This window comes from Gracilibacillus timonensis, from assembly GCF_900086715.1.
In the GTDB taxonomy this organism is placed as follows: Bacteria; Bacillota; Bacilli; order Bacillales; family Amphibacillaceae; genus Gracilibacillus; species Gracilibacillus timonensis.
The window spans coordinates 1,130,880-1,143,577 of sequence record NZ_FLKH01000012.1 but is presented as its reverse complement, the minus strand read 5'-3'; the positions used below and the strand labels follow the sequence as shown (position 1 = coordinate 1,143,577).

The following is a 12,698-nucleotide window of genomic DNA, read 5'->3' as shown; positions in this document are numbered from 1 at the left end:
ATACGTATAGTATAGCAAAACAAAGAAAACTTGGCTTGTGATAAGCCAAGTTTATCTGTTTAGCCAATATAATAATGCTGTTGTAAAAAATGTAACTGTTGCCCCAGGATCTGCTGCTGTTCGTCATTCAATGGAACGAGAGGTAGGCGTACACTGCCAACGTCTATTCCTTGTAGCTGCAAAGCCGCTTTAACTGGTGTTGGGCTAGGAGCCATAAACATCGCCTGCATCACTGGCAGTAAATATTGGTGTAATGCTTGCGCTTTTTCGATTTGACCAGATTGCGCAGCTGCAACCATGGTTTGCATCTCATTTCCAATAATATGCGAGGAAACGGAAACCACGCCATTTGCACCAATCGCTACCGCTGGCAAGGTTAAGGCGTCATCTCCCGTATATAGCGAGAAATTCGCATCGGTGTCCCTTATAATTGTCGTCATAGCATCTAGACTGCCGCTAGCCTCTTTAACTGCAACAATATTCTCTATCTGGGACAGTGCGATAATCGTTTCTGGTTCTACGTTTACACCTGTTCTTCCGGGGATATTGTACAGCATGACTGGCAAGCTCGTTGATTCAGCAATCACTTTAAAATGCTGATATAATCCTTCTTGAGACGGTTTGTTGTAGTACGGGGCAACCAACATGACGGCATCTGCACCAATCGTTTCTGCCTTTTTTGTCATTTCGATCGATTCGTACGTATTATTTGACCCTGTACCCGCAATGACAGGTATCCTTTTATGGGTAATTTTCACCACAAAACGTAGCAATTCTAATTTTTCCTCTTTGGATAAAGTAGGGGATTCTCCGGTTGTCCCTGCGACAACAATGGCATCTGTGCCGTTGTAAATTAAGTGATTGACAAGCGATTCGGTTTTTCCATAATCAATCTCTCCATTTGATTGGAAAGGGGTGACCATTGCGGTTAAAACATTTCCAAAATTCATTATGCATGCTCCTCTATTCATGTTTTTGTCAAACCATTAAGCCTTCAATGAATAGAGGGTATCTCATCCGATAAGATATATCCCAACACCGCAAAAAAGTGCAGTAATGAAGGGATTCACTACTGCACCTTGGAATTATCTAATCTCGATGCGTGAGATAGCCCTCCATATAGTTAAGAAACTATATGACAGCCCGGCATTTATTCAATGCAAGACCAGCAATATAATCAGATGTCTGTCTATATTACTTCGGCAAATTCCCCTTTCCGCTAGTCGTCACTGGAGCATCGTCCTCTAACTAGGTACTAATGGTTTTTGCGCCTCTATTCTCACTTCAATATAAATTGAAGCTGACTATTTAATTGATTACCACTATATCAGAAATAGAGGGGATGCGCAAGAGAAGTGAGAGATTTCTTTTGGAAAGAGGATATCTCAACCGATGTATTCGTGTTATACTTGAGCTACTAAACTAAAAACAGAGGTTGTTAAGATGTCACGATATATCAGTTACGAAGAAGTATTACGTCGTTGCCAAAGAATTAATCAACAGTATCAAATCAATCAGGATCGCTTTGATCAAATTGTTGATTATTTAGTCGATACTCCGCGTTTATCAAACGAAGAAAAGATTCATCAGGCTTTTCAATTATTATTACAAGCCGTTAACGAAGAAATAGCGGGTATGGAAGCTACAGCAGATCTGCAACCGACCTGTCAAATGGGGTGCGCCTTTTGTTGCTATTTCCCGATTGTTATTACTAAAATGGAAGCCGATTTAATGAAACAAGCCATCAACCAGATGCCAGCTGATCGCAAGACATTTATTAAGCGCCATATAGCTGACTATTATCACCGGTATCAAGATCAAGTAGATTCGCTGGGGAATGTGGATATAGCGGGTGATCCAGAAGCAAAGCTATCCTATAAAAAGGCCAACCTTCCTTGTGTTTTATTGAACACAGAGACCAATACCTGTCTGGCTTATGAGTTTCGTCCGTTACCATGCAGAACCTATGTAAACTATACCGATCCAAAGGCGTGTGAAGAAAATCATATGCCCAAGGAAACGATCAGCTATGACTTTTTGTATCAAGAATATATGGGCGCCTTTAATGAACTGCTTCAAGTGCTGTATGACTCAGATGAACAAATAGGCGTGAACTACCCCGACGATGTATACCAAGAGGATTTGTTGATCAATTGGTTAAAGGAAGCGTAAAGGTAACAATAAGGTAAGACACTGCAAAAAAAGCTAGACTATTCGTCTAGCTTTTGCTTCGTTTATTGTGTTAAATAAGCTTCCGTATAGAATGGCTGGCCATCATCATGAAAGGCCACGCCAACGGCCATTTCGCGAAAATCCGGATGTAAAATGTTTTTGCGATGCCCTTCTGAATTCATCAAGCCTTGATGGGCATATATACTACTAGATTGTCCGGCAGCTAAATTCTCCCCCGCCGTACGAAAACGAATGCCATCTGCTTCTAAACGATCAAATGGGGATTCTCCTTCTAAGTTTTCGTGACTGAAATAATTATTCTCTGCCATATCCAAACTGTGTCCTCGCGCCGTCGTTTGTGCTTGATCATACCATTCCAGGATGGGTTGGTCAAATTTGGCTCGGGCCGCATTCGTCAAATCAAACAACTGATATTCAAAACCTTGCTGCAACGAATCATCAGGCTCTCCAAAGAAATTCTCTTTCTGATTTTCCATATCTTTTGAAATAATTTGAACAGCAGCAATCTGCTCATTCTGATGTTCATCATAGAAAAAGGTAACGTAGTTATTATCTATCTCGAAGGTATCTTGCGCTTGTTCATCATTGATTCGATAGCGAACCAACCCTTTTTGCATCGTATCGATCGGTTCTCCATACACATCACGAACGTCTTGCTTTGTATTCGAGAGGCTAATCTCCTCTTTGGAGCGTAGCAAGTCTTGATTGGTATACAAGCCGCTTACTTGTCCAGCGTCATTGTATGCCACCATCAAGAAATTTTGATAATGTTCATGATAAGTGTACCACTCTGTATTATATTCATTTTTGCTGACTCTTGCTGGCTCAGGTAGTTCTGCTTCGACACTTTGTTTGTCTTCCATGATTTCTATATTGTGGACGGAAAAGGATTGCTCTGTCGGCTCATCTAATTCCGGGGAAGCGACAGAGGGATTAGATTCGTCCGTTTCTCCAATCCATCCTGAGACACTATCGATTAGGTAGTTGATCGAATCATCGATATATGCAAGAGAAGTGGTCATCCATTCACTATTGCTGATATCAGAAGCATCTTGCTTCATTTCATGCCACACTCCTGAAGCACCTTGCTGCTTATAATCATCCGCATAAAAATAATACAACAAACCAGCAACCAATAGTAAAAAAAGTATTGTTCTGATTTTCGGCAAACTCTCACTCCTGACTGATTCTATATGTCTAACAGCCATATTATATCATGAACAGAGGCATTTATAACGAAAAATGTCTTAATAAGCTAGAGAATGAAGCACATCGTCCAGATGCCTACTTGTACGTATAGGCAAGCAAATAAAAAACTTGTTTTCTATAACTTCATTTATACAGATAGACAACTATACCAACCATTGAGATTGTCCTTCTATGGAAGACAAGCATCGCAAATCATGTTACACTATTAAGCGTACTCATTGCTCAAAAAAGGAGAAAAATCATGGAACTAGGAAATATCATACCCATTATTGTAACTATTATTACCGTTATAAATATCATCTTAGCTATTGGTGTACTTTTTTTTGAAAAACGGGAAATCGGTTTTACCCTTGCGTGGATCTTGGTGTTATTTTTTATTCCGATTGTCGGTTTTCTTATTTATATCTTTTTGGGACGTAAGGTAAAACATAAGAATTTCTACGGTTTAACAGCAGAAGAGCAGGAGTTTCTACAAGAAGAGGTCGATGCACAAGTGGAGGCAATCAATAATAAGGAATTACTGAGTTCTCCCTTATTAAAGAAACACAAAGATGTGATTGAAATGAATTTGCGCTCTTCTAATTCCTTGCTGACAACAGATAACCAGCTGACTGTTTTTCATGATGGGCATGACAAATTTGATCATTTGCTGGCGGATATCGAATCGGCAGAAAAAGAAATTAATCTGCAATATTACATCATCCAGCCCGATTCATTAGGGATTCGGCTTCGTGATTTGCTAACAGAGAAGGCGAAGCAAGGAGTCAAAGTAAGGGTTCTTTATGATGAAATAGGCTCGAAGAAATTGTCTCTTGCCTTTTTTAAAACGTTGCGTGAAGCAGGTGGGGAGGTGGAAGTATTTTTTCCATCTATTTTAGGTCCGATCAATTTTCGTATCAATAATCGCAACCACCGCAAGCTTTGCATCATTGATGGCAAAATAGCTTATATTGGCGGTTTTAACGTAGGTAACGAATACTTAGGGTTAGACAAAAAGTTCGGCTACTGGCGTGATACCCATCTGAAAATCACTGGCCAAACGATTAATGATATTCAGGGAAGGTTTATTTTAGACTGGCACCAAGCGGGGAAAGGAGAGCTTTGGAATTATCAGGAGTTTTGTTTTCAAAACAGCCAACAGAGTGGCCAGTCCCCTGTTCAGATTATCTCCAGCGGTCCTAACTCTAAAACAGAACACCTTAAGAATATGTATATCAAATTGATCATGTCGGCTAAGGAAAGCATACGGATTCAAACCCCTTATTTTATCCCGGATACTAGTTTTATCGATGCCTGTAAGATGGCCTTACTTTCCGGCGTCGATCTGCAGATTATGATCCCTTGCAAACCGGATCATCCATTTGTGTATTGGGCAACCTGGTCCTATGTGGGTGAATTAATCGACTATGGTGCGAAGATTTTACTCTATGAGAATGGGTTCTTGCATGCCAAGACCATCGTCGTCGATCAAGAAGTTGCTTCTGTGGGAACAATGAATATTGATTCTCGCAGTTTTCGATTGAATTTTGAAGTCAATGCCGTCATCTATGATGAAGAAGAAGCTTGTCAGCTTTATCGGTTGTTTGAGAAAGACACAGAACATTGCTCGGTACTTACTAAAGAACGCTATCATCAACGCTCCTTATGGATTAAATTCAAAGAAGGGGTTTCACGTTTACTTTCACCCATCTTATAGTGAAAATCTAGCAAAAGCGCAATGAGAGTTTCATAGAACTCCATTGCGCTTTTATAATTGTGATTTAAAATTCTTCATATTCCGCAGGGTTTTGATCATTGATACGACCGTGTGGTTTCGTAAGGTCGTTGATGGCCTCCATTTCCGCTGGTGTCAATTCGAAATCAAAGATTGCAATATTTTCTCTTTGCCTGGAAGGGGTAGCTGATTTAGGGATAGCAATCGCCCCTAACTGATAATGCCAGCGTAAAATAACCTGCGTTACCGTTTTTCCATGTTGAGTAGCAATCTTTTGCAACTCTTTGTGTTCGATCACTTCGTTTGCTCTGGCGATGGGACTCCAAGATTCCGTGACAATTTGATGCTCCTCATTCCATTTACGTTGCTCTGCTTGGTTAAAGAATGGGTGACATTCGATTTGGTTAATTGTTGGTAATACCCCTGTTTCTTCTTTCAAACGCTCCAAGTGCTCTGGCATAAAGTTACATACACCGATGGAACGGATATAGCCCCATTTCTTTGCATCTATTAAGGCCTGCCAAGCTTCCACATAATGATCTTGAATTGGGTTAGGCCAATGAATTAAGTATAAATCATAGTAATCGAGATTGGCTCTATAGAGTGACTCTTGAATGGTAGTGACAGCATCATCATAATGATGATATCGACCAGGCAGCTTTGAGGTAATGAACAATTCCTCACGTGGCACCGTGGTTCGTCGGACAGCTTCTCCAACAGTTGCTTCATTTTCATAGTTATAGGCAGTATCTAGCAATCGGTAACCATTGGTAATGGCATGGTTGATAGCTTGCGCTCCTTGACTTCCTTTTAACTGATAGGTACCAAATCCAACCGATGGAATAACTACGCCATCATGTAGCGTTTTTACTGGTATTTGGTTAATCATTTTTAGCATCTCTCCTTTCCATATCCTTATTACCCTTTGATAGGAAACCTTAAACTTGCGACTCCTAGGGGAGCTCGAATAGTCAAGAGGAGGAAACCTTAATTTTTGATAAACACGGCTAAAGGAACGTTTGGGCGGATGTATCATATACTGATCACACCTAAATAAGATAGGGAGTGTGAGTCAGAAAAATGGCAGTCTTATATATTGATTATCAGTCACCTAATAACCAATTTTATTTCGATTTACGAAACAATCCGTTTTTCCAAAGAGATCAGCAAAATTATATTAATGCTGTGGGCAGGGACCAAGTTAACACATTGGGAAATGCTTCTATCCTTGATATTTACTTAAGTCAAGGAAAATATGTAGAGCCGCATATTCATCAAAATGCCTCTGAAATCGTATATTGTGTCAGTGGAGCGGCAATCGTCTCTTTTATTAATCCTTTCACCAATCAACTTCATCATATTCCGATTCAGCCAGGACAAATCGCTAATGTTCCTCAAGGTTTTTGGCATTATGAAGTAGCAACGGTGGACGATACGCACTTGTTAGCAATATTTGATGCCCCATATCCTCAAGCGATATTCGGCTCCGATATTTTGCGTTTAACACCTAGTGAGGTTATGGCCAATAGTTATTGTTTAGATAAACAGGAGTGGCAGGAGGCAGTAGAACCCATTAAACAAACGGTCATTATTGGGCCACCTGATGGCTGTCAGAGGCAAGAGACTACTTATACAGAATATTTACCCTATACCTATCCATACACAGGGCAAACGTCGTCAACCTTTTATCCGACATATCCTTATTATCATGGTGCTTATTAATGTTTGTATAACAAAGAGTTATTCCTCATTGTTGTACATGTAACCAGCTTATCGAACGATCCCAAAGTAAGTTTTTAAAGCTTGCGTATATTCTTCGTTATTTGCCGGAGTGAACGTTTGCACTCCTTGATCAGTAAATAATCGAAATTCTTCTCCAGCTACCGTATTTCTGCCATTCTCTGTGAAGACAGACAACATCACTGTCTTGGTGAAAATAGAATCCGGGCTGTTTTCACACCAATAATTGGCCATCAAAAAGTCACGTGGCAGCTGTGGTTCCTCTGAGAAAGAATAGAGTCGCTGCCATTGATCTTTTTTCCATTCCTGGAGCACCCAGCCAAATTGTGAATCTCTCACCAATTGATAGCATTCCTCTCCCTGGCGCTGTTCAAGTCGTTCCACCATTTCAATTGGGCGCTTAGGGATAATACCACCCACACCGACATCACATAAATAAAGTTTCCCCTCTGTTTCCACTTGTAATACGTGATGGCGTCGTTTTGGCGGCAAATCGGTTTCATCACGCCAAAATCGGGCAAAATAATCCGTAACCGAATAGCCAAGCTCCCGAAGCAGCCAGCCAAATAGGGCATTCAATTCAAAACAATAACCCCCTCTGCCTCGCGTGACAATTTTGTCGAATACATCAGGAATAGCTAGTGATAGCGGCACCTGATCCAGGATGTCAAGGTTCTCATAAGGCACGGTATGTAGATGGCTTGCCTGCAAACGAGCAAGCATGTTGGCACTCCCATCTAATGGCCCGTCATACTTGATCCGCTTCAAATAATCGCTTACATTAGGTGATTGCTGTGCTTTCATCTATATCCCTCCAAACAAAAAATACATCGTTACTTATTCTTCATTATAAGCGATAGTTGTACTTGACACAAAATGTTTATACATCTCCATGTTACAATATGCTATAATAGAGGTAACATAATAAAGAAGCCGAAGTAGTCTTTTGTTTTATGTGAATATATTCACATAAAAGGCGAAGTACGCTGATTAATTCAGACAATGGGGGAATAAACAGTGAAGGAAACGATAACTGCCTTAAGCAATACGGCTGTGTCCAAACGAAATCAACTACAAACGAGTAAAAGCAAGTATTTAGTAATGACCATGCTTGCCGGATTTTTTGTCGGGCTTGGCATCGTGTTAATTGCTACAATTGGCGGTCTGCTGGAACCACAACAGTTTGCCGGTACCAAAATTGTGACAGGAATGGCCTTTGGTGTTGCTTTGAGTCTTGTCATTATGGCAGGCGCCGATCTGTTTACAGGGAATAATATGACAATGACCATTGGATGGTTAACGAAGAAAACAACGGTCTTAGATGCCGGGAATATATGGCTCTATAGTTATCTGGGCAATTTTGTCGGAGCGATTTTGATAGCCGTGCTGTTCTATTATTCTGGTTTAGCTACTGGGGAGACGGCCAATTATGTTACTTCCTTGGCCAGTGGTAAGATGAACACACCGTTTATGGAATTGTTTGTACGCGGGATCTTTTGTAACATTCTTGTTTGTTTAGCAGTCTGGTGTTCCTTTAAACTGAAAAACGAAACGGCAAAATTAATTATGATCTTCTGGTGTTTGTTTGCCTTTATTACATCTGGATTTGAGCACAGTGTGGCCAATATGTCCTTATTATCGTTAGCATTATTGGTGCCTCACCCAGAAACTGTGTCTTTAGTGGGCATGTTTGCCAATCTCATCCCGGTATCCCTTGGTAATATCGTCGGTGGGGCTGTCTTTATCGGAGCCGCCTATTGGTATGGCGTAACCGATAAGCAAACCGCAGAGAAACCTGCTCTTCAGAAAGCTTTAAACAAAGAACAAAGAAAAGAAGAGCCAGAATGGTCCTCAGAATTTAAATAGCGTGAGTAGAAAATCTTGCTTGACTTGAAATGCATTTCATCAATTAGAGTGAATCTATACCCATTTCAAGTCAAGGAGGAGAACCAATGAATCATATACGAAATCTGCAACAAGGTGAAAAACTGTATTCGACATTAACAGGATTATTTGAAGGTTTTAATGGCATGCAGACAATCTATTTTGGTGACTTATATTTAACCAATAAAAGATTGTATGTCGTAAGTCATCAATTTATGAAGATGGAGACCTCTCTTTGGTTTAAAGAGCAAGAAAGTGGAATAGATCACTCTACATTCATGGTTGGGGAGGATGAGCTGACAATAAAATGGCTATATCGTGGCAACCTGCGTGATTTTATGAGACAATTTCAAAACAGAATCCAGTAAATAGGAGCGATCGGATGACAAATATTCACGATATTGCTAAACAGGCAGGTGTATCGGTATCCACTGTTTCCAGAGTCCTTAACAATTATAAGTATGTCGCGAGTGATAAACGAGCCGCTGTCTTAGACATCATCGAAGCGTTAAACTATACGCCAAATAAGCATGCGATTGATTTAATTCGCGGCGAAACTAGAAATATAGGCGTTATTCTGCCCTATAACAACAATACGGCCTTTGATCAGCTGTTACACGGTATACTAAACAAGGCTTCAAAACAGGACTATTTAATAACCGTGCTACCTTCTCAATATGATAAAGCGAAAGAAATAGGCTACTTAGAAAAAATAAAAAGTAAGCTGTTTGATGGTATCATCCTTACTTCTAGGGCCAATGACTGGGAGAAGATTGTTCCATACAGCCAATATGGTCCGATTATCTCTTGTGAATTTACCGAGCAACCGGAGATTGGTTGTGCCTATACAGATCGCTATCGTTCTTTCCTAGATGCCCTGCAATTATTAAAAAACAAGGGACACCAAGCCGTAGCTTTTACAACAGCCAGGCTCGCAAGCAACAGTACCACACAAATCATTGCTGCATATCAAGAGATTTTCGGAGACATACCGGCTGGCTACCACATTACAAATTGCCAGTCTTTAGATGATGGATATGCAGCAGCTCAGCAATTTATGCAATTGCCTGAACGACCATCTGCCATTTATGCCAATGGAGATGAAGTGGCCGGCGGCATTTATTTGTATGCTCAGTCGCAACAACTACAAATACCAAGTGATGTAGCGATTATCGGTCAAGAAAATCAACCCGTGGGTATCGGCTTGGGACTGTCCACCGTCGATCATCAGCTAACGAAAATTGGAGAACAAGCCTTGAACCTCGTGATTCATCGATCAAAAGAAAAGGTGAACATCCCCTACCAAATGGTGGAGAGGCAATCCATGTAACGCATCCTTTTTAGTGAAAAACGCATTCACTCCAACTATGAGCGAATGCGTTTTTTCATGCTGTCCATTTGCGTTATCCAGGTAAGCTATTGTACAAAGCCAGAAAATCTGGAATAATAATAGCAATAAAAAGATTATAGTAAAAAGGCGAGTGGTAGAATTGAAATCAGGAAAAGACGTCTTATTGATAGAAGATGATCAAGAAATTAGTAAATTGTTGCAGGTGATTTTGACCAAGGCTGGGATAGCAACTGTTGCGGCTTATTCCGGTACCGAAGGACTGCTGCAACTGCAGCGTCAATCCTTTGATCTCATCTTATTAGATTTGATGCTGCCCGGTATTAGTGGAGAGGAGCTGATTACTCAAGTCCGAGAAGAAAGCGCCATCCCGATTATCGTCATTTCTGCCAAGATTGGAATCGAGGATAAGGTGCAAGTCTTGCAGATGGGAGCGGATGACTATATCACCAAACCTTTTCACCAGAAAGAGGTAGAAGCCCGTGTCGAAGTACAATTACGAAAATCCGCGACACAGCCGGAACAAAAAGCAGAGAAAAAATGGCGAGGTTTATCGATTGACCTCCATAAATATGCAGCGACTTTAGAAGAACAACCCTTACAGCTCACACAAGCCGAGTTGGATATCTTATGCTTATTAATTGATCATCCCGACCGTGCCTTCTCCAAACAAGAGATTTATGAAAAAATTTGGAAAGGAACCTATGTAGGTGATGACAATACCATCAGTGTACATATCTCCAACCTGCGCAAAAAAATAGCTGACATCACCCCAGATGAGTATATTAAAACGATTTGGGGAGTAGGGTTTATGTTAGTATAATACGCCGATTCGTTCCATTAACTTTATGATTTCTTTATATTTTGCTTAAAGGATTTTAAAGACACCTGCGCTAAACTATACGTATCAAGAAAGAATATTTAGTGAAGGAGTCAATGCAATGGATACCGTCATACAAACCAACCAATTGACAAAGACGTTTAAGAAGGAGGAAGTAATCAAACCACTAGATTTTTCCGTGGGGAAAGGAGAAATCTGTGCCCTAATTGGGAAAAACGGAGCCGGTAAGTCAACGATCTTTAAGATGTTATCGGGACAACTAATGCCGACAGCGGGTGATATTCACTTATTTGGTGCTACAGGTAATGATTTAGCGGAGGCTAAAAAGAGAATGGGTTTTATGATTGAAACACCGGCCTTTTTCTCAGATTTTACCGCCAGTCAAAACCTCGAATACTTTCGCATCCAGCGAGGCGTGGTGGAAAAGCAGCGAGTTCAGGAAGTATTGCAAATTGTGGACTTGGCCAAGCAAAAGAAAAAACGATTCCGCGAATATTCCATGGGCATGAAACAGCGATTAGGCATAGCATTATCGCTACTAAGCAGCCCCGATTGTTTGGTGCTGGACGAACCAATCAATGGCTTAGACGCGGAAGGGATTAGGGAAATGCGACGACTGCTGCTGAAGCTCAATCAAGAAAAACAAATAACGATTTTGATTTCCAGTCATATTTTAACGGAATTACAACTGCTGGCCACACGCTTTGTTTTTGTGAAGGATGGTCAAGTAGTGGAAGACTTAAGCAAAGCAGATTTAGATGAAAAAAGTAGAAAACAAATCCAACTGAAGGTCGAGGATACAGCTAAGGCGGTGCAATTATTAGAACGAAATTATGGCGATATTCGATATAAAGTCCTTCCTGATCAAATGATTACGATCCAAAACTATATCGAAGAAGCTGGTAACATCAATCGCCTCTTGATTGAGAATGGGGTGGTGGTAATGGAGTTTCGTTTAGAAGCTCTTAACTTGGAAGAATTTTTCCTAGGATTAGTCGGGGAGGAGATCCAATGATGAATTATATCAAAAGTGAACACTATCGTTTATTGCGAAAACCAAGTCTGTACGTAACAGGTGGCATTTGCCTTCTGCTTCAAATGATGGCCGCTCTGCTGTTATATTTTTTTAATCAGATTGAAACTGACTTTCCTTATGCTACGAGTCGATTTTTGTATTCGAATGTGGTGAGCAGTGGGACTTTTCTAGTTATTATCGCTTTTTTGTTTAATTTGATGTTGACTGGCAAGGACATGACACTGATAAAACAAGCCATCTCTTTTGGTATTTCACGAAAATCAATTTTTTGGTCTAAATTTATGCTTACATTAAGCTACTTTCTCTTATTATGTGTGGTCAGTCTATTCTTCATCGTTGGTTTGGGAGAAAGTCTCTTAGCTAAAGAGGAGCAATCTATCACCAATTTTCTGATCGCTCTTACCAATATGGTCCCGCTTGTATTCGCTGGATTTACGATCATTCATAGCATGAAAATGACAAAGATTAATACCATTTACATCATCATTATATTGTTTGTCCTATTTACGTATTCTGGTGAGTTCGTTTATTCCATTTTTCGACCGATCTCCGGATTAAATCAACTTTACCAGTATGGACCAGACATTTTATTAAGAGGCAACTTGAATGATTTTATGGCTCAAGCCACTTCCATTGATTTTCGTTGTTGGATAACAGGCATTGTGCTTGCCATTCCTGCATTACTATTCGGGGCAAGAAAATTCACTAAACAAAACATCGATTGATTAAAAAA

Annotated in this window: 13 protein-coding genes and 1 riboswitch; of the genes, 9 read left to right on the top strand and 4 right to left on the bottom strand. The window is 40.3% G+C overall.

All coding sequences use genetic code 11. From position 1 onward, the window contains the following. Positions 1-59: 59 nt before the first annotated feature. A complete protein-coding gene (gene dapA / locus BN6556_RS16660) occupies positions 60-950 on the bottom strand; it encodes a 4-hydroxy-tetrahydrodipicolinate synthase (protein WP_392388600.1) in 891 nt (296 codons plus the stop codon). Between the two features lie 150 nt (positions 951-1,100). Then, a riboswitch (Lysine riboswitch) is annotated at positions 1,101-1,284 on the bottom strand. A 159-nt stretch (positions 1,285-1,443) separates the two neighbouring features. On the opposite strand from dapA, the gene BN6556_RS16655 reads away from it, so the two are divergent. Next, on the top strand, positions 1,444-2,172 hold the full coding sequence (locus tag BN6556_RS16655; protein WP_066193523.1) for a YkgJ family cysteine cluster protein: 729 nt from the start codon (positions 1,444-1,446) through the stop codon (positions 2,170-2,172). A 62-nt stretch (positions 2,173-2,234) separates the two neighbouring features. Here the strand turns inward: BN6556_RS16655 and BN6556_RS16650 are convergent, their stop codons facing one another. Beyond that, positions 2,235-3,362 carry a CAP domain-containing protein gene (locus tag BN6556_RS16650; RefSeq protein ID WP_066193521.1) on the bottom strand — a complete coding sequence of 376 codons (1,128 nt, stop codon included), beginning with the start codon at positions 3,360-3,362 and terminating at the stop codon, positions 2,235-2,237. A 281-nt stretch (positions 3,363-3,643) separates the two neighbouring features. Between BN6556_RS16650 and cls the strand changes: the two genes are divergently transcribed. Next, on the top strand, positions 3,644-5,098 hold the full coding sequence (cls, locus tag BN6556_RS16645) for a cardiolipin synthase (protein WP_066193516.1): 1,455 nt from the start codon (positions 3,644-3,646) through the stop codon (positions 5,096-5,098). A gap of 64 nt (positions 5,099-5,162) precedes the next feature. On the opposite strand, the gene BN6556_RS16640 is transcribed toward cls, so the two are convergent. Next, positions 5,163-6,005 (bottom strand): aldo/keto reductase, encoded by an 843-nt coding sequence (locus tag BN6556_RS16640; RefSeq protein WP_066193514.1) that lies wholly within the window; start codon positions 6,003-6,005, stop codon positions 5,163-5,165. Between the two features lie 191 nt (positions 6,006-6,196). Here BN6556_RS16640 and BN6556_RS16635 point away from each other — a divergent pair, with 191 nt between their 5' ends. After that, positions 6,197-6,838, top strand: a complete 642-nt coding sequence (locus BN6556_RS16635) for a cupin domain-containing protein (RefSeq protein ID WP_066193512.1) — start codon at positions 6,197-6,199, stop codon at positions 6,836-6,838. Between the two features lie 48 nt (positions 6,839-6,886). Here the strand turns inward: BN6556_RS16635 and BN6556_RS16630 are convergent, their stop codons facing one another. Continuing rightward, positions 6,887-7,660, bottom strand: coding sequence for an arylamine N-acetyltransferase family protein (locus BN6556_RS16630; protein ID WP_066193510.1), 774 nt, complete (start codon positions 7,658-7,660; stop codon positions 6,887-6,889). Between the two features lie 213 nt (positions 7,661-7,873). Here BN6556_RS16630 and BN6556_RS16625 point away from each other — a divergent pair, with 213 nt between their 5' ends. The 6 genes from BN6556_RS16625 (at position 7,874) to BN6556_RS16600 (ending at position 12,690) form a co-directional block, all read left to right on the top strand. Continuing rightward, the gene (locus BN6556_RS16625) at positions 7,874-8,722 is read left to right on the top strand and encodes a formate/nitrite transporter family protein (RefSeq protein ID WP_066193508.1); all 849 of its coding nucleotides are present in this window, start codon (positions 7,874-7,876) and stop codon (positions 8,720-8,722) included. An 86-nt stretch (positions 8,723-8,808) separates the two neighbouring features. Then, positions 8,809-9,108, top strand: a complete 300-nt coding sequence (locus BN6556_RS16620; RefSeq protein ID WP_066193503.1) for a hypothetical protein — start codon at positions 8,809-8,811, stop codon at positions 9,106-9,108. A 14-nt stretch (positions 9,109-9,122) separates the two neighbouring features. Next, positions 9,123-10,070 carry a LacI family DNA-binding transcriptional regulator gene (locus BN6556_RS16615; RefSeq protein WP_066193501.1) on the top strand — a complete coding sequence of 316 codons (948 nt, stop codon included), beginning with the start codon at positions 9,123-9,125 and terminating at the stop codon, positions 10,068-10,070. A 160-nt stretch (positions 10,071-10,230) separates the two neighbouring features. Further along, positions 10,231-10,911 carry a response regulator transcription factor gene (locus tag BN6556_RS16610; protein WP_066193499.1) on the top strand — a complete coding sequence of 227 codons (681 nt, stop codon included), beginning with the start codon at positions 10,231-10,233 and terminating at the stop codon, positions 10,909-10,911. Positions 10,912-11,029: 118 nt separating this feature from the next. Beyond that, complete coding sequence (locus tag BN6556_RS16605) at positions 11,030-11,944, top strand: ABC transporter ATP-binding protein (RefSeq protein ID WP_066193497.1); 915 nt, start codon at positions 11,030-11,032, stop codon at positions 11,942-11,944. Then, on the top strand, positions 11,941-12,690 hold the full coding sequence (locus BN6556_RS16600; RefSeq protein ID WP_066193495.1) for a hypothetical protein: 750 nt from the start codon (positions 11,941-11,943) through the stop codon (positions 12,688-12,690). Before BN6556_RS16605 ends, BN6556_RS16600 begins: the two co-directional genes overlap by 4 nt. Positions 12,691-12,698 lie beyond the last annotated feature (8 nt).